This is a genomic window from Paenibacillus sp. 2RAB27 (genome assembly GCF_052115445.1).
GTDB lineage: Bacteria > Bacillota > Bacilli > Paenibacillales > NBRC-103111 > Paenibacillus_E.
On the sequence record NZ_JBFRGR010000018.1, the window covers coordinates 17,701 to 43,670 of the forward strand.

General features: G+C 38.7%; 19 protein-coding genes and 1 pseudogene. 3 read left to right on the top strand and 17 right to left on the bottom strand.

Annotated elements, in window-relative coordinates:
• Positions 1-124 precede the first annotated feature (124 nt).
• The gene (locus tag AB4114_RS22150; RefSeq protein WP_441990402.1) at positions 125-1,330 is read left to right on the top strand and encodes a DNA cytosine methyltransferase; all 1,206 of its coding nucleotides are present in this window, start codon (positions 125-127) and stop codon (positions 1,328-1,330) included.
• Between the two features lie 447 nt (positions 1,331-1,777).
• Here the strand turns inward: AB4114_RS22150 and drmB are convergent, their stop codons facing one another.
• The 17 genes and pseudogenes from drmB to AB4114_RS22235 form a co-directional block, all read right to left on the bottom strand.
• Positions 1,778-3,682, bottom strand: a complete 1,905-nt coding sequence (gene drmB / locus AB4114_RS22155; protein ID WP_441990403.1) for a DrmB family protein — start codon at positions 3,680-3,682, stop codon at positions 1,778-1,780.
• A gap of 5 nt (positions 3,683-3,687) precedes the next feature.
• Positions 3,688-7,296 (bottom strand): helicase-related protein, encoded by a 3,609-nt coding sequence (locus AB4114_RS22160; RefSeq protein ID WP_441990404.1) that lies wholly within the window; start codon positions 7,294-7,296, stop codon positions 3,688-3,690.
• A gap of 20 nt (positions 7,297-7,316) precedes the next feature.
• Positions 7,317-9,920 (bottom strand): DrmE family protein, encoded by a 2,604-nt coding sequence (locus tag AB4114_RS22165; protein WP_441990405.1) that lies wholly within the window; start codon positions 9,918-9,920, stop codon positions 7,317-7,319.
• A gap of 224 nt (positions 9,921-10,144) precedes the next feature.
• Positions 10,145-10,324, bottom strand: a complete 180-nt coding sequence (locus AB4114_RS22170; RefSeq protein ID WP_441990406.1) for a hypothetical protein — start codon at positions 10,322-10,324, stop codon at positions 10,145-10,147.
• 678 nt (positions 10,325-11,002) lie between these two features.
• Positions 11,003-11,614 carry a hypothetical protein gene (locus AB4114_RS22175; RefSeq protein WP_441990407.1) on the bottom strand — a complete coding sequence of 204 codons (612 nt, stop codon included), beginning with the start codon at positions 11,612-11,614 and terminating at the stop codon, positions 11,003-11,005.
• Between the two features lie 204 nt (positions 11,615-11,818).
• Complete coding sequence (locus AB4114_RS22180; RefSeq protein ID WP_441990408.1) at positions 11,819-12,505, bottom strand: hypothetical protein; 687 nt, start codon at positions 12,503-12,505, stop codon at positions 11,819-11,821.
• A 73-nt stretch (positions 12,506-12,578) separates the two neighbouring features.
• The gene (locus tag AB4114_RS22185; RefSeq protein ID WP_441990409.1) at positions 12,579-13,349 is read right to left on the bottom strand and encodes a hypothetical protein; all 771 of its coding nucleotides are present in this window, start codon (positions 13,347-13,349) and stop codon (positions 12,579-12,581) included.
• Between the two features lie 811 nt (positions 13,350-14,160).
• Positions 14,161-15,183 (bottom strand): hypothetical protein, encoded by a 1,023-nt coding sequence (locus AB4114_RS22190; RefSeq protein ID WP_441990410.1) that lies wholly within the window; start codon positions 15,181-15,183, stop codon positions 14,161-14,163.
• Between the two features lie 645 nt (positions 15,184-15,828).
• Positions 15,829-17,355 carry a recombinase family protein gene (locus AB4114_RS22195; RefSeq protein ID WP_441990411.1) on the bottom strand — a complete coding sequence of 509 codons (1,527 nt, stop codon included), beginning with the start codon at positions 17,353-17,355 and terminating at the stop codon, positions 15,829-15,831.
• Positions 17,352-17,531, bottom strand: coding sequence for a hypothetical protein (locus AB4114_RS22200; RefSeq protein ID WP_441990412.1), 180 nt, complete (start codon positions 17,529-17,531; stop codon positions 17,352-17,354). Before AB4114_RS22200 ends, AB4114_RS22195 begins: the two co-directional genes overlap by 4 nt.
• Before the next feature lie 174 nt (positions 17,532-17,705).
• Entirely contained in the window at positions 17,706-18,158 is a 453-nt protein-coding gene (locus AB4114_RS22205; protein WP_441990413.1) for a recombinase family protein, read from the bottom strand.
• A gap of 680 nt (positions 18,159-18,838) precedes the next feature.
• A complete protein-coding gene (locus AB4114_RS22210; protein WP_441990492.1) occupies positions 18,839-19,036 on the bottom strand; it encodes a helix-turn-helix domain-containing protein in 198 nt (65 codons plus the stop codon).
• Positions 19,010-19,417 (bottom strand): annotated as a pseudogene (locus AB4114_RS22215) (recombinase family protein); the annotation flags it as partial. The pseudogene AB4114_RS22215 and the gene AB4114_RS22210, both read right to left, overlap by 27 nt.
• A gap of 218 nt (positions 19,418-19,635) precedes the next feature.
• Positions 19,636-20,523: a hypothetical protein gene (locus AB4114_RS22220; RefSeq protein ID WP_441990414.1), complete on the bottom strand. Its 888-nt coding sequence runs from the start codon at positions 20,521-20,523 to the stop codon at positions 19,636-19,638.
• An 11-nt stretch (positions 20,524-20,534) separates the two neighbouring features.
• Positions 20,535-21,224: a hypothetical protein gene (locus AB4114_RS22225; RefSeq protein WP_441990415.1), complete on the bottom strand. Its 690-nt coding sequence runs from the start codon at positions 21,222-21,224 to the stop codon at positions 20,535-20,537.
• A gap of 131 nt (positions 21,225-21,355) precedes the next feature.
• Positions 21,356-22,033, bottom strand: coding sequence for a hypothetical protein (locus tag AB4114_RS22230; RefSeq protein ID WP_441990416.1), 678 nt, complete (start codon positions 22,031-22,033; stop codon positions 21,356-21,358).
• A gap of 1,053 nt (positions 22,034-23,086) precedes the next feature.
• The gene (locus AB4114_RS22235) at positions 23,087-23,770 is read right to left on the bottom strand and encodes a hypothetical protein (RefSeq protein ID WP_441990417.1); all 684 of its coding nucleotides are present in this window, start codon (positions 23,768-23,770) and stop codon (positions 23,087-23,089) included.
• A gap of 490 nt (positions 23,771-24,260) precedes the next feature.
• Here AB4114_RS22235 and AB4114_RS22240 point away from each other — a divergent pair, with 490 nt between their 5' ends.
• Both AB4114_RS22240 and AB4114_RS22245 read left to right on the top strand, forming a co-directional pair.
• Positions 24,261-25,028: a hypothetical protein gene (locus tag AB4114_RS22240; RefSeq protein WP_441990418.1), complete on the top strand. Its 768-nt coding sequence runs from the start codon at positions 24,261-24,263 to the stop codon at positions 25,026-25,028.
• Positions 25,018-25,947: a DNA adenine methylase gene (locus AB4114_RS22245; protein ID WP_441990419.1), complete on the top strand. Its 930-nt coding sequence runs from the start codon at positions 25,018-25,020 to the stop codon at positions 25,945-25,947. Before AB4114_RS22240 ends, AB4114_RS22245 begins: the two co-directional genes overlap by 11 nt.
• Positions 25,948-25,970: the final 23 nt, after the last annotated feature.

The following is a 25,970-nucleotide window of genomic DNA, read 5'->3' on the forward strand; positions in this document are numbered from 1 at the left end:
TCCTGTAATCATTTTTCCCTTAAATGTGTCTGTTACTTTATTATCAAATAAAGATACTTTTCAATAACCGGCACATTGTTATACAATAATATTTTATAAGTTGTATTATTATGGGGGGTACCATGTGAAATTTTCAGCTATAGATCTATTTTCTGGAGCGGGTGGGGTATCCGAAGCATTAAAAAAACACTTTGATATTAAATGTGCTGTAGAATTCGATAAAATTATCGCAAGTACATATGCATTAAATCACGGCACCAACCACCTGCTAGTCCAAGATATAAGAAGAATCAAGAAAAAAAAATKGAACAAGATCAAAAAACAACTCAATGAGAAAAACCTGGATCTTCTCGTTGCAACACCGCCTTGTCAGGGGTTTTCAAGACACAGTCGCAAAAAGAGTGTCGTTAATGTCGACGATCGTAATAAACTCATAATGGAAGTTATAAGAGTTTCAAATATATTCCAACCTAATTATATCCTATTTGAGAACGTCGATAATATAGTTAACTTCAAAATTTTTCATATCTTCCTATCCCTCCTTACTAATTTGAATTCGGAAGGTTACAAAAATGATTTGAATCGGCCTTCATATCACTTACATTTCGAAGTAGTCAATGCCGTTAACTATGGTGTTCCTCAACATAGAAAAAGACTGATCCTTCTTGGAAAGAAAATAAATTCATTTCCAAATACGGACGCGATTATTCAAGAATCAGCCAAGGGTTTACCGTATGTTACTAAACCGCTTTCTATATGGCCTGAAATGAAAACAGCCATCACGTTAGGGGAGTATTTATTGCCATTTAAGTTATCTAGACTGGAAGCTGGCGATTCTGATGCAAACGACAAACTACACAGGTGCAGGAGATTATTCCCAGATAATCTAGATAGAATTAAAAGCACTCCATGGAATGGAGGAAGCCGTACCGATTGGAAAGATGGAAACCTAGTTCTAGAATGTCACAAAAAAAAGAATGTGAGTTTTAGTGATGTTTACGGTAGAATGAATTTCGCTAGCTATGCACCAACCATAACATGTGGTTGTCTTTCCTATTCAAAAGGGAGATTCGGTCATCCTGAGGAAGATAGAGCAATTAGCATGAGAGAGGCAGCATTAATACAAACCTTTCCTATTAGTTATAAATTCACTGGTAAACTTGATGGAAATGCGTATGAAGGTTCTAGCGAGAACATTGCCACTCAAATAGGAAATGCTGTTCCAGTTAAACTAGCTCAGACATTCGTTGATCTCATCTACAGTAAGTTACAGAATGAATTTCAACAAGAACTATTCTCAGAGCATCTAGTTGCTGCTACCAAAGCATAATATCGAGACCTAAGACAGTGACTTAGGTCTCGATATTATTATATTGAAATGGAATGCACCCTAGCGAAGATAGCATCATGATTAATAAAGATAGAGTGATTTCACTTGTTTACCCTGGGCTAAGGCGGACATTTCGCTTTCTCGTACTCTACGGCCTTGTAGAAGATATGGGCAAAATTCAGCTTACCATCTCTCTGGGAGTGAAGGCCTGCGAACTTGGCATATCCACATGGTCTTCACTTGAAATAATGCATGTTAATTTTATAAGAGGATATCACTGGTGAACCTCCGCCATCAGGTACACGTCTTATGGGGTATTCTTTTACATTAATGTGATAGGGTCATTATTTTCGTCAAGCTCTGGACAGGAAATTCTGTCAGGATTTAGGTATAATGATTCAGCAGCAACAGCTATCACTTCAAAATAGCCAGTCCCTACTAAGACAATTAATTAACCAACCAATCATTATAGAATCCTATTTCCTTATTCTCAAAAGTACCAATAACAAGTGCTCTATCAAGAAATACATTGAAGTCCTCACAGCTTGTTTCAGGAAGCAATCCGCAAGTATGACAAGCAGCTAAATTTAACGCCTCTCGCCCTTGACCTACGCTGGAAATACAGACTGGATCATTTGAACATAGCTCTGCATACTGCATAGCCTTTTTAAATGTTCGCGGCAAACAATCCCAGTAACCTTGGCGAACTAGCCCCCCAAGAGTTCCTTCCGAGTCACCACTTGCAGTATATATTAGAATCCCTGACATCTCGTACTCATTATTGTCCGTATTACAATAGATTCGTTCACGTAGAGACGCGGCCGTATAACCACATTCAAAACTTAGTTGCCTTATTAATAAATGAGCAATAGTATGAAGTAATATATACTTCGGAGTTATATTCCGAGTGGTAACACTTCCTTGGTATGACCGCATAAAATTGTGATTTAGTATGTCGGCCCTATGATTAACTTTGGGAAAGTCATTGATCCATTTACTAATTTGTTCGTTTTCAAATTCAAAAAATATCCCTTCTCCTCTTACCTCATAGGCAGGATACCATCTTGTTTCCTGCTCTTTAATAGCAATAAATCCAGGTATAAGCTCTCCAGATTGTTGGGAATCTGGAGGGTTAATTCGTGTAAAACCAGTAAGCGCCCGGACCTCTCGAATCTTGTGAATTAGAGAAACACTTTTAAGATATGGAATATCATATTTATGGATATCCGTTTCTTCTCTCAAAAAATCATTGCCGTCAAGATCGTTATTTGTAATTCTACCAGTTAATGCCTCATATTCTTCAATCCTATATTCCATACTGTTTGGCTCAATGTTGGTTTCTTCATTCTCCCTATTTAATAACCGTCTATTAAGAATATGTCTGACAACATTGACTTCAGCAGAAATTTCTATTGCCATATCTTTAGTCCATTTGTCCAGTCGAGCTACAATAATATGATCAATATTCTCTCCCTCGAATTGAGCAATAAAAAACAGACAATCTTTATACACCTTAGATTGTTCGACTCGTACATTAATTTTATCTGAATAAGGCGGGATGACAAGTGAACTAACTACTTTAGGAAAATAAATAGATGAAGCGCCTCTCTGCATTGCCCTAGGGAAGGTCGCACAATCTACTTGTTTGTTCTTCCACGGCATATTTCCTGTACATTCGTAGCAACCCTTATGATTCTTCTCCATCTTTTCCATCGCATCTTTATTAAATGCATTTGAAAGTGTTGCTTTAGCTTTACAGTTACTACATTCAATTACGAGACCCTCTAGACCAGCTGAAGCCGTTGCCCCTGTTTTAAACATCATGCTGGGATTTGAACATATAGGCTTGGCTCCACCCAGACTATTGTGATGAGCCCAGTTAACCCATGGAAAGTCATCTATATGACCCTTTTCACAGGCGACCACAATACGTGTAGGCACAAGACTTTGCTTGCATTCCAAGCATCTTGGCCTTTTCATATATGGATCTTTTTCTTTCTGTTTTTGTGAAGCTTTACTTCTATATTCTTTCACCCAGTGTTTTAATGGTTCAAATCTCCGGCACTTAGGGCAAAAATACCATTGGGGAAATCTGGTATACGCAATCCCCCAATTGTACTCATCACCTCCTGGCAAACCGAAGTAATCCACTTTCAGTCCCTTTTCAAGTCGTTCATCATGAATTTGAATAACCCTAGCACCCCAATATTCTGGTGCAGCTGTCATAAGCGTTTGATCTGGAAAATCAACCATTGCCCCTACACCATACTGTAAAATTGCTTGGGCACTACGAACACTATGAGTAATCTTGTTTAAATTTAGTATATCACGTTGTAGTTTTATATCTGCCAATTAAATCACTCCCATATTATTAATCCTGCCCTCACACTTCTGTCAACATTCCTCATTGAGGTCAATGTTTCTTTGGCAGCATCCGAAGTCTCTTGTCCAAAGACCTTCATTAATCTCTTAGAGTCGGATGGCGGTTCAGTTACAATATACCTATCGCCATAGTAAAAATTCTTGCCCTCGGTAACTTCAACCTTTAGTTGCCATTCATCCCAAAACTCATTCATTTCTTTCCATATCTCGTCAGTTTCATTCGTAAGATTAAATTCTGATCTATCGCTAATTTCTCTTATTCTATCTAATATATAATTCTCGATCTCTTTAATACCATCCATTTCCTTTACGAACATAGCTGCATCAGTATCTTTCGAGAATCCGTACTTATGTCGCATCAAGGACACCATAATTGCATGTAGGGCTCTATCTCTTGCTGGCTTGGAAAATGGTGTTACACCAGTCGGCTCTACATATTTATAAAAAGATTCATGATAGGCCATAAATTGTTCATAGTGTGATCGATCACGACTTTTTGCTCCATCATATAATGTAAATGCGACACCAGGATATGTTCTTCCAATCCTACTTGATGCTTGAATATATTCGCTAGTCAACTTAGGTTGACCAACAAGCAACATAACATTAAGACGAGCCACATCTACACCAACAGATATCATATTTGTTGCTAGCAAGACATTAATCGGATATTTCTTCTCTTCTTGATTAGATTTACTATATTGAAGTTGCTCTAACTTTTCCAATGTCTCATTCAGCTGGGTTGTTGATATTCTACTGGTAAGCTCATCTGCAGAACCAATTGGTCTCGCCGTATTTCGCCTACCGAATCTTTGTGCTGTCCTTCTAATGAAATCTTTCACGTCATCATCAACCAGCGTCATACACTTACTTAAATCACGTAAACTGTTGAAATATACGGATAAAGTCCAGAACTTATCCTTAACCTCAAACGGTAGATCCATCATGTGTACTCGTTGCAATATCGCTGCAATAGTACGAACTTCCATCATTGCTTTGGTTTTTCCTGAAGGCATAATTCCAACATACATTCTGCCTGGCTTTTCCTTTTTATCTGCTTCATATGCGAAAAACGAATCCTTCGCATCAATACCAGGGGAAGGGAATTGCTTGACCTCCCTATTATAGAGACTTGAAACTTGATCCTTTGCCCTTCTAATTGTCGCAGTTGAAGCTATTATTTTAGGCTTTAATCCCTTTGAACTACAGAGAGCATCAATGGCAGTTTCGTATAAGCCTATCATTGTTCCTAAAGGGCCTGATATAAGATGAAGTTCATCTTGGATAATCAGCTCGGGTGTTCTATTAAGTGATGAAGTCGCAAAAAAACTTCCTGAGTCGTTCTTCCACGGTAACATGGCAAATTTATCAACCGTTCCGAACAATAATGTAGGTGGAGTATCATAAAGTTCTTCATCAACAACTTGAATTGGTAATATAGATTCGAATTCACAACCCTCTTGACAGCAGAACATCCGAAAGCGCTTATCGTTATGCATTAAGTACCCCCACTTGCCAATTAAATTATTGGTGGTAGGATCTATGTCTTTAACAAGTTTAGTGCCGCACCATGGACACTTTAAAATTTGAAATTTATTATGTCTATCTTTTAATTCTCTCAAATCATTTCTAGAAGCTGCTTGTAATTTATTTAAATTGACTTTAGCATCGTCATTTTTATTAGGAGTATGAGTGCCACCAATCCATAAACCAATTGTTATCTTTTCCTTTCCTAACTGGTACGATGGATACTTTCTTCTCTTTTCACAATCTTTACGGATGGATTCACAGGCACATATTAGTGTGCCTGCTCTTAAAAATTGCTGTGACGCCAATAATCTTAACGTATATCGCATAATAACTGTCGTTCCGCCTGCGTTTTCAAGATCAGTAAGTCGACGATAAAATATTGTGAATGCTGTCAAACCTAGATAAGCTTCAGTTTTACCTCCACCAGTGGGAAACCAAATTAAATCGACCAAGTCTCTCTCAGGACACTCTGGCTCCACAATAGACCGAAGACTCATAAGCAAAAATGCTAACTGAAATGGCCTCCACTGCCGATCTTTATCGTCAAAGTCATAATAATTAATTGATGATATAGTATTCTGCAATTCTATATCGTCAGGGTAGTAGTCAGTTTTTTGTATCGTCGCATGAATTCGTTGCATAAACATAGCTCGATTAGCCAGTTGGAATGAAGCATAAGCATCCTCATTCTTTTCAAGAAGGTCTAAACCAAAGTACATCCTACTACAGGAATCTAAACAATCTAAAACATGACCCTCTGCGGTACCCTTGTATCGGTCGTCAAGTCTCTTACTTTCTTCCTGAATATCAGATATCCATGAGGAATACGCATCTACTAATGTGCGCATGCTCTTTATTTTGTCCTTCTTATTAGACTTGTCCAAATCAGATAAAAATTTCATTGAAAAGGCTTTACTATCAACTTTCTTGCGACTAATATCAAAATCCATTTGAGGGACATCATAAGTCGGCATATACTCTGTCGTAATACTTCCATGTCCCAAATTGTCTATATTCCAATTTACAGAGACACCGTGCCCCGTGGCAAAGATCTTTTTATCCCTATACAATAATTCGAGAGACTTTTCCTCAGAATCATTATTACTGGCATATTCTCGATTTGAATATACTTCAAAATGCATTTCTGGGTTTTCAAAGGTAGATATTTCTATTATTGGCTGCATGATTGAGTTTCTGCCGTTATATCCTCCTTGATGTGTATTTACCAACAAGGCTGTAATAGATTGTATTTCGCCTACTTGTTTTTTTCTAAGTATAACCAGCTTAATTTCTTTATCATTGATACCACTCTTTTCATAAACATCTTTATCATTAAGATCTAAATTGACTATTAAATTATGTGGTTCTCGAACAAAACCTTTTTCAAATTGATTGCTTAATCGATATAAACAGTCAATAAGATAAGGATCCTCCATTCCTTCATCTTTACTGATTTGACTGACGTCTTTGCGTGTCAGCCTACTCTTAAGAGTCAATAGACCCTTATCCTTGGAATATTTAATTATTTCCGCAACTTTGTACGGGATTGTATAATTATCAGGATCTTCAGGATTAAAAGGCAACATACAATCTTCAAGTTTAGCGTTTCTATATGTTCCGAATGAAACATTAAAACGTAATTTATCAACATTTCCTTTTACAAAAAAAGTGAACCCCATTGATGATGGCATGTTTTGCATGGATAGACCAATATCCTCGTCTAAAGTCCCTACATCGGTATCCTCGGTTACATTACCTGAGTATCTCTTTTTCTCTAAACTTTCGTTCTTAATTTCTTTATCAATAAGTATCTCTTCGTCTTCTAAGTCCTCAGAGGATCTATTCATTTTTGTGGGTAGTTCGTTGTTATCTGAATTAATAAGATTTTTTTGAGGAAAAAGCACTCCTGTACTGTATCGGATTTCAGGTAAATCAGTAATAATTTCATGTTCCATATCCGGGATAGAATACTCCGACCCTGGACCTAATAGTTCTTTTTTTAATTCTTCAATTAATTCCGTACGGACATTCAAAAGTTGAGATTTATTTTCCATTTGACATACTCCAATCATGTTTAGATATTAATGGGTCTGTTTGCAAAATGGGATGGGACTGACATATCAGTTGTGTCTAAAATATTCTCTATTTGCACGAGAATGGACATCTTTGAAATATCCTCTGATAAACTTAAAAAAAGTTCATCGGATAACGCATCATTTCTCCCATATGACCTAATGATGCTAGCTGCTATTAATCTGAGAATTCTAATTCGCATTGATCGAACTTCCTTAGAAGCATTATGATATGAATCTGGATCTTCCAACATTATTTGATCACCAGTGAGGCGAGCTACTGCATAATATGACTCATTATCGCGCGGGCCAACTATAGGACTATCCTTATCTAACCATGTCCGCAGAGTCACTTCATGTTTTGCAGTTCCAAGTTCATGCATTTTATTTGATAGATCTTTAAAGGATAGTCCATGAACATGCATATAATCCCCAAGAATCTGTTTCCAGTAAATAGACCTTCGATAGCATTCTTTAAATTTCTCGTCACATTTATTTTCTTCTATCATCTTCTCGATAATCCGTTCCACAATATCTCGTGTACCTGAATCGTAATGAGTGAAAATAATCATATCTCCAGGATTTAGTGATGAGACATCTGATTCAATAACAATCTGTTTTTCGCTCTCAAAAACATAAGGTGTATAATGTCTAGTAAAATAGACACGTTCGCCTGATTCAAGCGCGGCTACTCTGACGATTTCAGCTGTTTGATTTCCACTTGATTCAATTGTCCTCAGTGTTGATATAGAACCCACGCTATTCCTCATTAAAGCTTCAAGTTCAATTCCTACATTTAACTCATCATTTTCATAAATGATAGGCCCATTAGTTAATGACGTAATATTATTACTCTTAGGGGTGATTAAACTGATAGCTTCTAATTTTTTCAAATTACTTTCGCTTAGTGCCTTAAATTGTCTGAATAGATTAATCTCATTCTTATAAATAATCATGGTGACAATTCGAGCATTACTTAATGCAGAAGGCTCTAATGTCTTCCAATCAAAGACACCCACAAAATAAACTTGATCATAAAGCTTTTCGGAATTGTATTTATGTGGTGTAAGAAAATCTACTTTTCCAAAAAGCACCTTCAATGACTCAGGTAATGATTCACGAAACACTTGGGCGTAATAATTTTTAGGGACTACTATTGCTACTGGCTTCTGATAATCTGAATTCTTTGACAACACTTGTTTTAAGAAGTCCAACTTGGGATTAGTTAAATAGAATGCATTCATCATATTCGATAGGCTAGCTACAACATAAGACATATCATTAGCGACCTGAGAATTAGCTTGTTTGAGTATTTCCTCATGAAGTTCAGATAGTATTACAGTGGGCGATAAGGCATTAATTTTCCCTTTTGTAATAAGGCTGTTCATAATCTCTATTGAGAAAATGGATCTTTGGAACAGATTCAACAAAGAAAACCCCTTAGCAATAAAGTTTTCAATTTCATTAATAGCATTAGATTTAGATATTCTAAATAAAGCCTTTTTACATTCTAAGAAGATTCCGTCTTCCAAATTATCTTCAATTTCTGAAACTTCTAAGTTGTTGTTAACAAAATTGTTTGCAAATGCATATAATCGTTTGCTATCGTCTGAGAAATAGTCCCTCACGGACTCATTAATATCCGATATTTCTTCAAGGATTGCGTTCTTTGTCCAGCCGTAAACACCAACATTTTCATATCTTTCATAGTTTATTGAGTTTATTCCTTTCGATAAGTCCCCCATCATTAATATGTTTTGAAGTGATTTTCTGTTATATATGCTACTTAACTCTGATGAATCATTCCCAAAGTATTTTAATCCGTTAACTAATAGTGTTGTTATATTCTTATCATCTATAATTAATTCTCTGGCTGTTGATAATTTACCAACAAATTTAACTACAGGATCTTGTTTTGAAGAATTACCAGAGTAATATATTGGTTCCCCTGAAGATGGATAATAGGCAGTCGGAAATAGATCACCGAAGTTAAATGTTTTCTGATTTTCAATGCTAATTTTGAAATTTTCCATAAAATTGTCTGCATCAGATTTTTCACAAACTACGAGAATAGATTTTTTATATGTATTTTTCAACTCATCAAGTGAAAGACTAAACAAACTTGCCAAAAAATTATACCTAAATAAAGAACCTCTTTTCATGCCTCTCCCATCTAAGGTTTTCGCATTTCCGTGGTATCGTTTCAGCTTATAGACTAACGTCTGGGGAATACGAGTAGTGCAGGAATTCCCCCTATCAATTGTTTCAATTACTACTCTTCCTTCAGTATCTATTTCAATAAACTTCGATCTCCGATCACCATAAATGACCAAATCATTTTTTTTAAGCTCATTCAAAAATGAATAGCTATCATTTACGTCTTTTAGGAACACATTATATGTCGATAGTGCAATTGCTAAATATAACGCTGTATTAGTACCTTGATGGAGAATGATTCCCCTACCATTGTTTGCTCCATTTAATATATCTAAGATTATTCTAGTATTTTTATTATATAAATCGAACTTCCCTAACGGTTTTTCAATTAATTTGAATATAGATTGTGTGTAAGCTTGCATTATTGCTTCTGTTATATTTAAACCCATCTACTTCCACTCCSATAAGTAAAAAATCAATACTATGAACTTCACTACCTACCAATATATTAAATAATCGATTCATATATTCTTGTTAATACTAAGTTAAATGTGAGAAGTGAATTGCCTATTGTGAATTAGTCCCTTTTATTAATGAAGTAGTTCTTAGAGCCTATTAAGATATTCGACAAATAAAGAACCCATCCTTCCAAATTTAAGTAATATTGCATTTATCATGTAGCTAATAAATTTGGTGAGAATAATCTTCGCGGAAGTCCTACGCTGGTGGGGGGAGGAGTTCTTCCTTTCCTGCGTTTGAGCAATGGCGGGATGCCATCATCCGTCAGCGCATTGACGATCGCTTGCAGGTCCATTTTCCTTTCGAGGTACAGGCTGAAGATCCGCTTGACCACGTTCGCCGTATTGTCTTCGGCGGGGTAACTACTTGTTCACCTCTTTGTACCCGTATGGTGCGTAAGAACCAGTGTATTCGCTGTGCTTCGCTCTTTCGCATTCGGCCATCCGAACCCAGTCGAACGTCGTTTTGCTCGACATTTGATACACCATCAAATACATCTCAAGCTTGCAGTGCCAATCTGGCTTGTTGTCCGTGTTGATGCTTTACGATAGCGCAATAAAACACAGCCCCTACTCCACCAATTGTGGCACAGTCGTATTCAATTCAGGATGATGCGACCGACGAAGCTGAGCAATTAGGCAAAATAAAAACGAGAGCATAAAAGCCCTCGTCAGCCTGTTCTTATATCACTTCAGCTGTTTCCCTACTAAGCGATCGAAATTTAATCTCTCACCGATGCCAATTTTTCACGGACGAGCCACTTCTCTCTTAGAAAAATAGACGAAAATGCTTTTGCATCTGCGAAAAAACGTGCTGTATGAAATCGCAAGATGTTCCTGCTTTCAAACATTCTTAAGCCTCTCGACAAATCTACGACAGCAATTCCCTTTCTGATTCAGAAAATAGGGGATCTAGTACTCTATTCAAATTCCCCTTTCTGGAAGCCAGTAAACTACAACATCTTGTCTAGTCAAAGAACCAAATCCCCGTATTGAAAGCAATGTTTATATATCTAAGATAATTTAAAATTTTTCACTCTACCGCAAGCATCATAAATTTCTGTAACAAGCTTATTGTCCAACACTCTCAAGACTCTATCAAAAAGCCCTCGCTTGAATTCTTTTCTCATCATTTCGTTTGAGAGCTCATTAATGTCTACATGCTGCTTGGCTAACTTGAAAATATTTTCGAATAATTCTCCTGTTTTTTTAATATCCGCTCCGTTATGATCTAATTCAATTAAGATTATTTTGGCCTTATTGAATCTTCCGCGATCATATTCCATCAATATTAACGTTGGGTTATATATGTATTCTATTTCAAAATCCATTTCTAGTTTTAGCAAAAACTCCATATACTTCTCATCGTTAAAATAGTACTGCTTACCTGATATTTTAATAACTTGTGCTGAGCCATACAAATTTTCTTCAAAGTATCCTGGTAAATAAAAATTGATATATCTGTCAGATTTATAGTTAAACCTATCGATGTAATTGAGAATATACTCCCTACTTAATTGTTGCCGGTAATCAGCAATAAGTAAGCCAAATGTTATTGGTATATCAGCATCTTCTCTTCTTTTAACCTCATGAACTAATCTATCATATTCTCCTAGAGGCCACATATTTCCATCTCCTTTTTTGACTGCCTGATCTCTATCAGAAGTCTCCTTGTTGTAGTTGCTCAATTAAGATACGACTTAGTTCCTAGTGTGTCTCACTTAAAGTAATGATTAATTATTGTGAAATTGAAAAAAAGTTAGGGCTCTTGATACTATAATTATTAAAAAATGTTACTACTTCTTGCCCAGAATCGCTACTCAACTCTTTTATTGGAAAATATGTGAAAGCAGATGAATACCCTGGCTCATAGTTAGGAGAGATACACCCCATATCTCTGCAGACAAATCATTATCTTCTATATACAACACAAAATCCTTTTCATCCATTAGTCTTTCAATCGAGAGAACTATCAATCCTGGGTATAGAAATTGCTTTATTTGTTTTTCTGCTTTAATAATATTACTGTAGATCGACCCTTTACCCGAAAGTCGTTTGGCTGCTGCCGAGTAAGTCAATCCATCCTTTTCCACTAAAAAATCAGGCTCTCGTACACTAATGTTATATCCGGCTAATTCAAGATGTGCCGCGAAAGAAAGTTGGAACTGAACATCTCTTGCAGTTCTATTCTTATCCATTGAATCAAGTATATTGCCAGAAAGTATTAATCGAATATCCATTCTTGCTTCAGTTAATAATTTATCGGATGAGCATATCATCTTTAACTCACTATAGTCTCTGAAACCCTCCAACAACTCAGTCAAGTTAAAATCATACGGATTCTTACCAGCAACCATAACATGATTGTAATATTTTTCGAAATTTCTACGAAAAACTGCAAAGCGGCATGAAGGGCTTACTTTAATATCAATATCTTCTAGTAACACAAACAATCTATCTAGAGTCAGTATGCAATCCTCCGCAGGAGAATCAGCCCCAAAAGCCATTATACTCATAATTCCCACCTCTCCATTTTCCCTTTACTCATCTAAACTAGCTCAGGAATGGCAGACTCCCAGTAACAAGTTACTAAACCGTAAAAGTAACCATGGTATAAAAAAAATCACTAATTATCATCTTAATTATGATCTCATCACCGAATCTATAGCTTGTATAGGAATACATAGAATCTTGAACATTAACCCAATCTAATAATACTAAGTGGGTACTTAATTTTTGCTCTTCATTATTAACGGCTACCAAGTCGAGATCCAGAACTATTACCCTGTCATATACCCTACTGCCTATCTCTGGAAATAGCTCTCCACTAATATCGAACGGAAGAGAGAATTCCTCTATTTCTTCAATAGACAAACTGTCTGCAAAAGAATAATTTATTGATCCCTTATTAATACAATATCCTTCAGAAAGCTCATAGACAGAGTGCCCTACAGCTAGTTTAAATACGATCGCTGAAATCTTCTCATCAAATTTTTTTAAGTTTCCATTCTCGATTACCTCTTCAATATCTTTTACTAGCGTTTTGTTATATCTTATTCTACTTTCGACTTCCTCTGAAAAAATGTACTTTGCTCCGTAATGTTTTCTTTTTTTTATCTCGATCAATAGTGATAAACAGAGTTCGTCGCCAGAAAATGATTTGTTGCACTCTTTGCAGGATGGCACAATTCCAAGGTTGTCTGGATATGATTTTGAGAGAAGTACCTTTGACGGTATATGTTCTCTGGTTTTCGCTTGTTTACCGCAGTAAATGCATTCAGAATACGATTCTTTATCGTAGACAACTTTATGTCGCAATCTATCATCACCTAAATAATCTACATGCCGCAGTATTTCCATCTCCTTTCAACCTAACCATTCACGCTCCAATTACCCTCATTGAATAAATCCGACAATTTATATCTACACTATTCGACATTCCCAATAAAGCACCTTCCAAAATTTGTATTTATGATTTCTAGCAAGGAAAAAGAAAACTTGCATTCAAGGGGTTAGTAAGTTTGGAATATTTCACAAAATAATCTCTTCATACAATTCCCGATCTTAATCTGGATTTCTCACAGCCATACATTTTCATCATATGTGTCCCTATAGAAAATAAACTGTGACTCCAATTCCCCCTTTCTCCCCTAGAATATGCTCTGTTAGGCTTTGCCAAACTCTTCGTGGCCTCTAGAAGTTTAACGTGCAGATATCGAGATCACTGGAAACCGCCTCTTAAAGCAAGATCATAAATGTACTTAAAGTTTGAACTACAACAAGAGGACACGCTGTAGGAGATCCAGAAAGAATAATGAAATAAAGTGATTTGCGAAAAGAAAAATTAGATAGAGTAGTAGAAAAAAGTATAGATGTGGCAAGGAGTTCACTGACTGTTGATTCTGAGTGGGGCATACTTGGTAAAAAGAAAAAGCCGAGCGAATATCAGCTCAAATACCTGAAATTCGCTCGGCTTGGTTGTAAGTTTTAAGTGTTACATAGTGAACTTTGTGACATTTTAACAGATTTATACTCCACATGTGACGAGGTGACAGGGAGTAGAGCAAAACTTAGGAATGACATTTGCTTAAAGTAAATAGAAATTATAAGAGCATTCCTGTGCCTGATTTAACATTCATATTATCCTTGAATATAATTAGCCTCCATTCAATTACAAATTAATTATCCGATATAATTCATCATCAATATCCTCCACTTCAATCTCGGATGCATCTTTTTTATCATATAAATTTTCAAGATAGCAATGTAGAATTCTTAATTTGGAATACACGCTAATTATATCAGTAAGTAAATGTATACATGTTTTTGATCTTTCGAAATAAAGATTCAATCCCACGTCTATCTGATGAACACCTGCATTTTTTAATTCGGAGTATGTTTTTAAATCAAGATTAGGTATAGAATTTTTTAATTTAATATTATATTGGGGTTTAAAATAATAAATTAACATGGCTTCAATCACATTAACAACAGTAGCATCTGTTATTTTCTCTCCCAATTCATCAGTAGTTTGCCAGTAGGAGTTTCCCAAAGAAATGGTGGTCATTGAATCTGGGGTCATAATTGTATGTAACTTAGACTTTGCATGAAGCAAAAAAATTACCAATTCTTTATCTCTGTACTTCATATTATAATCTCTATATATCTTTAAAATCTTCTCGTGACTGCTCAATCTATCAAAGATATTTCTACCCTCACCAGTATCGAGAGATTGCCCAATATACAAAATTTCGTACTCCTCACTTGTTTCCTCATTTTGATTCGACAAACTTATTAGATCATATATTGATATCTTCTTTTTGGCATTTATGTTCGACCCGTTAAAGAAATCAACATGATTTTCCTTTATAAATTCGATCCCATAATTAGTAAGCCCTATTTCAATTGCAGTTCCATAATCACTAATATTAATCTCAATGGAACCATTTGGAACATCGAAAGGCAATAGTATAATATTCGATATTCTATAACTCTCGTTTATCTCTAAGCATTTATAGTTGACAACTAATTGTTGATTGATACACTGCGCATCTGATATTTGATACTTTCTTGCTAACATAACCATATAAATGTTTGAATTTCTGTAGTGTGAATGCTGTTCACGAACATCTTCCAAATGCATGTATGGAAATATAAATTGACTATCAAAAAAAATCTCAAGTAGTTTCTTCATAAAAAAGCCCCCTTTTTTGTGGCATCTGATACAGTCACCTTATATCGCATAGAATTACAACTTTAACAATTGCTGCCTGTTCTATATGTTGAGTTTCTCATCACAAATTTTGCAGCAGTTTTACAGTAACCTTGGTTATCCCGCTGAGAATTGGGGGATTTTCATTACCGATAAATTCACTCTAGTCTAGGCTGGTTTTCCGAACACTCAAAACCATCGGGTTTTAATAAACAGATAAATGTGGCCTAGCAAATCTGCTCCCTTACAACGACATCAGTACACCACATATAAATATTAACTGTATTAAGAAACCTGTATCTCTGCTTTTTTGGTAAGAAATGGTGAATATTCCGGCCTGACTTCATCTCCGTTAGCGATGCGCTCTCTTAGCTGTGCTAATTCCCCCTGTGAACTATTCATATCCTTTAATTGTAGAGCAGGTAATGACGCATAAAGTGTGCAAAAAACTCAAGCGCTAACTACGCCTGAGCTTCGTCTGATAGGTAAATGTGGCTCCAATAGCCTATTTCTCGATAAGCGACACACAGCACTCCACATGAGTTGAGTAAGTAGAGTCAACATATAAAAAAAATGGGGAACGATGGGAAACTCATCACCATCGCTCACCCGTTACGATATGGTAGGCTAGACCTTGAAATTATACATGATTTTAATATTTCCGTCTTCCTTTACTTCAATGCGCTTAACCAACATGAGAAGCAACTCACGATCTATCTTATCAAATGAGGTAAGTTTAGCGATATCAGGTAAAGTCGACTTATGGCTCTCCTGTTCTTTGAGCAGATCAGCTAACTTCTGTTGAGCATTAGACAATTCGCCACTGATACGTTCAAGCATTTGATGATAGTTTTCCTTAGTGCTCTCACCATCAAGCCATTTGTCTTCAGCCGCTTGCTTTCGCTTCTCAAATTTTTCAACATCTCTCTTTAATAATCCAATTTCCCTTAAAGTAGCTTTCTTTTCACCTTCAGATTCCTTCTGCAAGTCTTTGATTAACGAATCATTATCTACATGATCGTTCATCAACTTCCTTAGGTTACAAAAGATGAGATCGATAAGACCTTGCTCATATACAGAATGGCGTGAACAGAAAGCTTTCCCTCTTAATTTGTAATTACCACACATGTAATGTGTTTTACCATAAGCACGTTTAACGCAATGCATCCCACCACCACAATCTGCACAGTATAGCACTTGTGTAAAGAGATTCGGCATACCGCAGGACTTAGTGCGCCCTCTTCGATGAATCAGTTCTTGTACCACTCGATACTGCTCTCTTGAAATAATTGGAGGGTGATTATTCACTTTGATAACTTGCTCTTGTTCAACTTTTTTCTTCCGCTTAGTGCTACCTAAAGCAGCTGTTTGCTCCTTTTGTGCCACCAGATCACCAACATAAACAGCATTAGTCAAAATATATTCAACCGTGCTTTGACACCAATATTGGCTGCCATTCTTACGCAGCTGGATTTGACCAGGAGTAGGTATCACTTCATCATTAAGGAGATTGGCAATCGCTTGCATACCGAGTATCCCTTCCTGATATAGATCAAAGATACGTTGTACGATATCAGGCGTATTATTGTCAGCAATAGCAAGTTTTTTTTCATCCTTCTGATAACCATATGGTGCAAATGAACCCGTAAACTCTCCACGATTCGCTCTAGCCTTCTCCGCTAGGCTAATCCACTCCGAAGTCGTTTGGCTTTGCATTTGATAAACCATAGAATACATGGCTACCTTACTTTGCCAATCGCGATTATCCGTATCAATCGCTTCAGATAGAGCAATAAAGCGAACACCTTTCTCAACCAGTTGGGGTACAACCGTATTGAGCTCACCTACACTCCGCCCGAACCTACTTAAAGATTTGACTAAGATAACATCAAACTTTTTTGCCATTGCATCATCGATTAAACGTTTAAACTCTTTCCTCTTTTTGAAGCTAGACTGTCTCTCGCTATAGGGCTCATATAATACCCAACCATTCATTTTATGAATGTAGTCCAGTAAACCTTCCGCCTGATTAATAACAGAGGAATCCTGCTCTTCAAATACTGTTGATACACGAACATAAGTGGCTACTTTCACTTCATTTCCCCCAATGGAGGGAATACCTAAACCATCGTTGACTGTCGCATTATAGCTCATTTTTGATCTCCTTTGAAGTGGTTTTTTAGCCAAGTGCCGAGAATCGCTTGTAGAGTTAATTCACCCTCAAACAATCCTTCGACTGTCACCTCTTCAACTGATTTCCCCACATAGAGTTCACCTCCACAAATACAAACGTATGTTCCATTAACAACATTTTTTACATTATTTTCCATATATACTCACTCCAATATTGTATTGGAGAGCTAACCGCTCACCTGAGTACATGGGAAAAGGACGATGACACAGTCCTAAAAAGAGCATTAGGTCAAGATAATTAAGAAAATGTCAGGCTAAGAAAAAAATAGCGCCAAGGGGGATGTTGACCTCCCTGACGCTATCAGCACTCCTTACTTACCCCGATTCATCATATGGCTTTTGTTAAATGCTATTCGGCGAGCATGGTCAGTTACATAGAGCTCATAAAACATGACCGATAACGCTAAATAACTAGTGTCCTTAGGAGGATTTAAGTAACCTGACGCTGTAACCATCCCAATTTTGCCAGACATGAGCTTGTCGTAGATATCAGGCAGAAACTCTTTTCCCCTGAACAAACGAGAGATATCCAAAGTTAGAATCGCATCAAGCTGACCATTCCGAGCATTATCCAGCAACCGTCTCAGACCAGGACGATTACGAATCTTGCCACTCGCAACATCTGTGTAAACAGCCGATACTTTCATGCCGTAGCTAGCGGCAAGTTCCTCTAAATGACTCACTTGTCGGGACAAAGCCCCCTCATTATTAGCTCGAGCATATAAAGCTACATTATCAAATTGAAAGTTATTTGTTGTTAGCATGTTATTACCTCCATAAATATTAGTTGTAAAACGAAATAGTGCAACGAACGCACAAGAAAATCGGGTATAGAAACAAATTAACATCAGCTCCAAGATGGCAAAGCACCTCGTTACCAAACTTGAAATCACCGTGCTTGTATACTGCAGCCAAGTTACAACCAACCGACTTATGTATCACCACCAATCAATTAAATTTAGAAGCTACCTATATAAAGCAGGTCTTTCCGCAACTCACTAAATTTTTTAAGTCATAACAAATAAACGACTTTTGTGCAGTTGAAACGCTATCTGACAAGAGAAGCAATGCATCTCTGTTGAAAAACCATAGTATGGACGAAAGGCATTTGTATACCCCAGCAGAAGGGTATACCATGAAGGGATTACAAGAATGTCGCTCTTAGAGCCACAAAAAATCAATTCTTCCTAATCGGAAGCGATAAAGAAGTCCTGACCCAAAACCTTAATTCTTCATTTTCAGACCTAAAACAGCCATATTCCCACAACTCCATGTGCCAACTACCAATGTTATGCCACTTATTGCTTCATCAGAGAAAAGCAGATCTGACAACACGAGCAGGAATCAGCCTATATAAAAGGGATCTTCGCTATTTTTAGCGGAGATCCCAATTAAGACGAAATTATCTAATTTCTGAGCTGGCACTCAACTCAAGTCACGATGCTTACTGCTGATCCTTTTTTCGGGCTCGTATTGCCCTGTAAAGCACTGAAGATGAGACAGAAGTCAAGGAACATATCTCACTTATGCTGTGAGTCTGTGCATCATACAACTTAAGCGCAGAGTCGAGTTTCTTCTGGTCTGTGCGTGGACGACCACCCACTCTTCCTCTTGCCCGTGCTGCTGCCACGCCCTCCTTCACTCTCAGCTGGATCATACTTCGCTCCAATTGTGAGAGCCCAGCCATAATTGTTATTACCATTTCTCCGATCGGGCTCGATAGGTCAAAATCTTCCTTAATCGATCTCAAGATAACTCCTTGATCCCTCCAAGAGTACAAAATACCAAGAAGGTCTTTAGTGCTTCACGAAATTCTTGAGAAACTCTCTACAATAACAACATCTTCAGACCTAAGCACCGCTTGTAGAGCATTAAATGACGGTCTGGATAATTGTGATCCTGAGATCTTGTCCAAATAAATATCTTCCTCAGCTACCCCATAGTCCCTTAGTAAGTCACATTGTCTGTCTAGATTTTGCTCAACTGTTGATACCCTAGCATATCCAAAAGTTTTTGAAGCCATATGAACCACCTACCCCTTTATAAAATCGATTAGGAGGTTTGTCTTTAACCTCGTTTGTGGGCATTTCTTTTTGACATAAGTTCTGGCAGTGATATACCCCTATAAATAGCGAAAAGTGATGACGATACGCCCTCAACCAATACCTATAGGTATAGGGACAGCCAAAACAAAGGAAAACCCCTTTAGGAGACTAACCATAAAGGGGTGCCGATTATCAATTATTTAAGAACTATGATCTTTTCAATACCAACCACAGGAACAGATGCGAACTCACCACGGTTAGAGAGCCGCGGCAATGACAGATATCCGAAGCTCGCAGGCTGACACCAGTCTTCCCACTTTGCAACCTCAGCGCCAAGAGGCGTAGTACCACGCCAAGCCGCAACTACCTCGTTAATAAGGGAAGTATCAATCGTGTGAACGCCCTCATCATCCCGATAAACAAGCGATACTTTGCAACGGCTCAATATAGAAATAAGCCGACTCGCATAATTTTGTACTGAATAATAAGGGATTAGATACCTCGCACTACGAGCAGCAAGCTTCTGCTTGCTTAGATGAATGCCATCTTGCTCTACAAACAATTTAGTAACATTGAATGCGCCAGCCTGCAGTTCCGCATTTGTCGTTGCGAACTGTGTGCTAAAATGCTCCATACCCCGCTTTTTATCCGCAGTAGACAACCGATCATGCACAGCCGATATAATATCAGAACTCTTTGTCACCAAAATATAAGCCGTACCCTGACGGGTAACTGTAGACGCTACGCTAACACTGCTGTCGAGCAAATAAGAACTGATTAGCGGCTCACGATACTTATTAATAGACCCTTCAGGTATAAAAACTCCACGTTTACCCAATAATGCCGCCTGTGCCTTCGCTATTAATATATCCAGCGGATACCCGTCAATAGATATACCGCCTGCATCCATCTTGCCTACCGTTGGTCTTGGATTGTTAAATGTGATCAAGTTCAGTGCCGGATTGTTCTGCAACCCTTTGCAATGAAGAAGGTCATGACAGCCATTCTCATGACACAGTACATCAAGATTCACCCGTTTATCCCGATAATCTAGAGCCGATAGAATAGATCTGAAATCTGTCATCTATATTCCCCCTAGTCGAATTTCGACCCAAAAGTAGGTCGCAATGAATCGTTGTAATACGCAATTAACGCAGTAGTCTCAGCAGGTTCGATCCCACCTTCAAGACAACGCATGAGCAAACTATGAATGGTACGATACTGTATATCGTTGTTTACGATGTACAACAGATGCTCAAGCTTCTGGCGATCCAATGAAAGTATCCTCACCTCCACTTGGGACAACACAAGAGACGATAAGAGCTCGATTTCAAGCTCACAAGATTCCACATCTACCCCACGATGCTCCACAGGTCTGATCATCGAATGAACAAACGATGGAAATATCGGATGGCTACCTCGACCTGTGCGGAGTTCAAACTCATCCCCAGCTCGTTCAATCTCTCCCGACATCAGGAACCCCACAACACCGCCGAGAAGCAACTGTAGTCTGTGTTCTAACAGACTAACAGAAGATGCAAGACTATCAACTGATACCCCATGGAGTCTAGCTACATCTCCCAGCTCCATACCGTTTATAAGAGTGGCGTATCTCTGACGCAGATATGTTGGAGTGAGCCAGTCCAACCCATGAATAAACGAACTGATTTCGACCAACAAGTTCAATCGCCTTAGAAGCTTTTCAGGCACGCCATCATCTGAGTACTTCGCCAACTCCTCTTGTACCCTATAAATCTCGCTTCGTATATACGATTCTATACCCATCGAAGAATCCTCCTCTGTGAATCTATGAAAATTTTTAGTCGAGCAAAATCTTTCAATACCAACACAATCATTGTTAGATCGCAAAATAGCCCCGAAAAACGAAAGCCATTAATACAGATGCAGCCAGAAATCTATCCCGAGTATATAGAGTCGCGTTTTATTGCTCGTATTGCTCCTTCAGGATTAAGCTCACCCATTAGCAATCGCTGTAGAATACCCCTCTCAAAATCAAAGCTGGAGTCATTTGAGAGCAAAATGTACATCAGATGTTGTAGACAAGACAGATCAGCTACCTCTAAACGCCGCTCCAGCAGACGAGAGCTATACTGGAGAAGAAACTTTAGCTCGAATTCACAATGGGAGAGATCAACACTCGCATCCTGCTTAGGCTTGATCCTTTCAACAACACTCTGGACGAGAAGATCGCTAAGTTGAACCTGACCAGAAGCTATCGAGAATGCCCTCCCTGCCTCTTCAATTCGACCGTCCCTAATCCATTCAAGCGTGTTCGCACCTATATAACCCCTTAGCCGAGTAGCGGCGTAACTGATCGTGACATGAAGTGACTTTACCGTTACGCCAAAATGTCTAGCAGCAAGCCGATAGTCATAACCATTTTTGAGAAAGAACTGCACCTTCACAATCGTCTTTTCATGCGAAAGCCACGTCATACCGTTCACGAAGGTTACGACCAGAAGAAGCAGATCAAGCCTTTGCTTATCGAGCTGCCGATCACCAGCCTCACCTAGCGTACCTAGTCGATCTTTCACAACCTGAACCTCCAACTCTAAATCTTTAAACAAGAGCATAGTCATCCCCCCCCTCAACAACTAAAGCGACAAGTCCGCCATAACATCCGAATAACCGGCTGGAAACAAACTGAAGCCACTAAAGCGAACCACTTAAAGAAATACTGACCCAATACTTAAAGAAATCACCCTCCACTTCTATTAAGATCTTTTAGTTTTTGTCGTAACCCTAGAGCCACAAGCGATTTGATCGTCCAGGCTAACTGAAAACAAATAATTACCGGTTTTTCGCAGAGGACATTGCCGGAGTTATTCATACTGATACTAGTTTCATCTCACGCATCACGATCAGGAACTCATCAACTTCCGTACTTGTCGACAAAAGAAAATGCAATCATCGTCTTAAGATGATGATTCAAGACGAGACTGTGTTCTCCAATCAAACCCTTCACTAGGCTCCATAGGATTTCTACTTAATCAGAGATAATCCACCTAACCAACTGGAAACACCCACAACGGGAGCCCAGCGCGTTACAGCCGCACAATACATATAAATAACCCTATTCTCAGGATAAACGGCGCGTAGTCCCGTTTAATAAGCTAGAATATGAGTGACCTGAGCGGAGACTGCTCCGAGGAACCGTAACGAACTATCATCACTACATAAGCAACTCAGCAGTACTTTGATGCATAATCAACCATAAGAGGCTTCAAATTGTCGAGCAAAAAATACTACCCAATCACACAAGAAGCAAAGCTTCGTTGAACAGAGAGAGTCGGCAATAACTGACTACGTCTAGCCTTAAACAAACTGATGTTCATCTGGCACAGTAAGCTGCATAATCGGACAGTACCAACCTTGAAATGTCTGATAACGACGACAACGTCTCATACAGCCGAGTAGTACCCCTTTGAATAAGACCGGAAAAAGCGGATAATATTCCAAACAATCGGCCTACTTACAAGGATCGAAATGGTAAGTTAGACTTTTACCCGCATATCGAACAATCCCCTTACGATTAAATAGAAAATGCGCCCCCACTCCAACGGTGGGAAAGGCGCATTCCTGCTAAAGACGATTATTCAAAAACCCCAATCACAAAGAGGTTATAGTCACTGACAATCCATGCAAAAGTCCAACGCCTCTTCCCAATTCAGTAATCGATTAGATTCCAACATAACGTTAAACACATCCAGTTGCCCATTCTTACGACTGTTATTGCAATACCGCCTAATATACCAATTTTCAAAGTTGCGTTGAGCTTTAATACTGAGACAATTGGGAGAACTACAACGTTTATTCCCTTGCAAACTGCGAATGAAATGCTTGCGACCCTTGCCCAGTGTTAGCAATACGTTCGCACCTTCTACAAATAAACATAGCATAATTAGCCTGTGTGTTAGAACGATGGGCTTGATGTCGTTAAGACGATCTCCTTTAAGACGAATATATCCATAACCGCTTTTATAACGGCGATCCTCCGTACGGATATCAACACCCTCAGGGACAGTCAACAGATAAAAATATTGATCCTCATAAACCGAGATCCACTCATCGTCCTGAGCCTTTCGCACCTTCACGTACCCCGAACCAATTTCATAAGGATAGTCCGATGGAAAAGAGACAATCGTAGTGGAATTGCAAGCAAGAAAAATGTAACGCCTGCCTCTAACCTCCGTTACTTTCGTCCACTCATCAACTGTTATCGCCTTACCGAGCAGTTCCTGCAATACTGACATTTTCTCTGTTGGCACAAGCCAAGGGAAGATTTTTAACTCCTTCTCGATATCATACATTGATACCCCTCCAGTTATAAGAATGTAACGCTACTGGTATTAGGAGTATCAAGATTTGAATGGTAAAGTGGAGAGCATGTCGAGATAGAAAGAGAAGAATTTAAAAGTATTTTAAGAACAACTAACCAAAACGAGTCATCTCAGCGAGAAATCATAATAGTTAGCTGGTGCTGGATGCTACCCAACAGATTTTTCCCCACGCTGGGGGAATCAGCTAAGACCAGTGGAGAAGGTTTGAAAGCACTATTTTAAGCTGTGGTCGGGAACTATAAAACTCAGGGGTATTTACTGGTTCTCACTGGTTTCAGAGGTTATCGACGCCAGTCCACAGGCATATCCAGCATTTTATAACCACCTCTAACCAGTAGTACCCCTTCTCGACACTAAAGGCTGTTCAAGGCAAATAGTATCTGTTACAATCAGTACATAAGCTCTGTCCCAGCAAGGAACAGATGCACCTACAAGATTATTGAAAGCGGGGAATACAAAAATGTCTAAGCCTATGATAATGACCCTACCAATGAAGAAGTCATACCTTGAGGTAATAGAAAGTCCTGAAGCACCAAAGAATCCTGTCGCTGAACTTTGGAATATCGAGTTGCTATATGGTAAGCACCCAGCGTATTCTCACGCTACTTATGCCGCCAGCTTCACAACTAGGCTTGCAGGCGGTGCTTCATGCTGTTTTCTCGTTATCGAACTCAGGGATCGTTTTGAAGAGTTCCTACATGATCTTAACGTTTTTGGCGTTATGGAGAGAGCAGACTTTATGAAGGTCGTGGATTACATCAAAATGTTGAAGATAAAGGGGATATTCCGTGAGGTTCCAGATCTCCTGCAAGCCATTAACGGTGAGGGAGCCGACAGCTCTGAGAGCCTCGAACTCTTTGAGCTTGTAGCAGAAAGTATCCTAAATGAAATTGAATCGTACCCCACAGTGACAAGTGATGAATATAAAAACAGCAGTCCAGGGATCATTCTCGATACTGACTCTTACCGAAATAAATATGGCGCATACGTTGCAGGCGTTACCACTGAAACGTTATACGAAATACTAGGTCTTGAAAACAACCATCAGAACGCAAAGCGTCTCCAAGAGATCGTGCGTACTTGGGCTAAGATGGGGAAACTCATAAAGAAAAGCAGTCAGAACCGCCTACAAGAAGCGATCCGTCCAAATATCAATTCCAAAGAAGTAAAAAGGTTCTACCTCTTGAAAGTGGACGGCCTAGAGGTGCAAATGAGCGATGCAGTCTAGTTCTCGTTCAAAGAAGCATAATGTATACCCCAACAGTKGGCATAGACGGAGCATTATATCATATATAGGCGGTAAGGCACAGCTAGTAGATAATATCGTTCCTATTATTGATTACGCCATTCACGGCTACCACCTCAATGCGTATTACGAGCTCTGCGGTGGCGGAGCTCGTATGCTGATCAATCTACCCCATTCAAATCTTCAAAAACGAGTTTACAACGATATCGACGAGGGACTTGCCGCACTGTTTACCTGTCTAACCCAACCGACGCTGCTCTACAATCTCATGACGACACTCGACGAATGGGGAGTGAGTGAGGAACGATATCAGTGGGTGAAGCAACTACGTGAAAGCAGTCGTATTGGGGATGAAGGGTATGATGTGATTACGGCGGCTGCTTGCGCCTACGTTATCAATCAACAGAGTAGAGCGGCGACACAGGGAAGCTATGATCGTTCAAGCCTCACCCCTAACCGAATGCGATCCTACTTTAGAAGAGTCCGAGAGCTAGACAAGTTCTTAACGACGATGCTAGGAGTAGAGGTTACTAATAGGGACGTCTTTAGCTGGCTTCAGGAGCGACGAGACTGGAGCAAGAGTTTCATCTATCTCGATCCTCCTTACGTGCCTGACCAAATGCATCTTGATGATCATTACAACGTCAACTGGACAAGGGATGATCACGAACGACTTGTGAATGTCCTTCTTACCCATCAAGGGACAATCGCTCTCAGCGGATACGATAATGATGTTTACAGCAGGCTCGTTGATAAGGGATGGACAAAGATTTATCTAAAACGTGTGCATGTTTCATCCGCCGCTATCGGACGGTTTCAGGACGAATACCTCTGGATCAACTTTGTTATTCCTACAACACTGCTAGATCAGGTTTCAGAAATCGACTACAGCAGATGGTGATAAGCCGAAAATCCCGTATACCC

Excerpts from the sequence above, each read along its gene's own strand:
- AB4114_RS22160 (WP_441990404.1), bottom strand. The coding sequence starts at position 7,296 with ATGGAAAATAAATCTCAACTTTTGAATGTCCGTACGGAATTAATTGAA.
- AB4114_RS22225 (WP_441990415.1), bottom strand. The coding sequence starts at position 21,224 with ATGGGTATAGAATCGTATATACGAAGCGAGATTTATAGGGTACAAGAG.
- AB4114_RS22220 (WP_441990414.1), bottom strand. The coding sequence starts at position 20,523 with ATGACAGATTTCAGATCTATTCTATCGGCTCTAGATTATCGGGATAAA.
- AB4114_RS22195 (WP_441990411.1), bottom strand. The coding sequence starts at position 17,355 with ATGAGCTATAATGCGACAGTCAACGATGGTTTAGGTATTCCCTCCATT.
- AB4114_RS22175 (WP_441990407.1), bottom strand. The coding sequence starts at position 11,614 with ATGTGGCCTCTAGGAGAATATGATAGATTAGTTCATGAGGTTAAAAGA.
- AB4114_RS22235 (WP_441990417.1), bottom strand. The coding sequence starts at position 23,770 with ATGTATGATATCGAGAAGGAGTTAAAAATCTTCCCTTGGCTTGTGCCA.
- AB4114_RS22205 (WP_441990413.1), bottom strand. The coding sequence starts at position 18,158 with ATGCTAACAACAAATAACTTTCAATTTGATAATGTAGCTTTATATGCT.
- AB4114_RS22240 (WP_441990418.1), top strand. The coding sequence starts at position 24,261 with ATGTCTAAGCCTATGATAATGACCCTACCAATGAAGAAGTCATACCTT.
- AB4114_RS22230 (WP_441990416.1), bottom strand. The coding sequence starts at position 22,033 with ATGCTCTTGTTTAAAGATTTAGAGTTGGAGGTTCAGGTTGTGAAAGAT.
- AB4114_RS22165 (WP_441990405.1), bottom strand. The coding sequence starts at position 9,920 with ATGGGTTTAAATATAACAGAAGCAATAATGCAAGCTTACACACAATCT.
- AB4114_RS22185 (WP_441990409.1), bottom strand. The coding sequence starts at position 13,349 with ATGGAAATACTGCGGCATGTAGATTATTTAGGTGATGATAGATTGCGA.
- AB4114_RS22190 (WP_441990410.1), bottom strand. The coding sequence starts at position 15,183 with ATGAAGAAACTACTTGAGATTTTTTTTGATAGTCAATTTATATTTCCA.
- AB4114_RS22180 (WP_441990408.1), bottom strand. The coding sequence starts at position 12,505 with ATGAGTATAATGGCTTTTGGGGCTGATTCTCCTGCGGAGGATTGCATA.
- AB4114_RS22200 (WP_441990412.1), bottom strand. The coding sequence starts at position 17,531 with ATGGAAAATAATGTAAAAAATGTTGTTAATGGAACATACGTTTGTATT.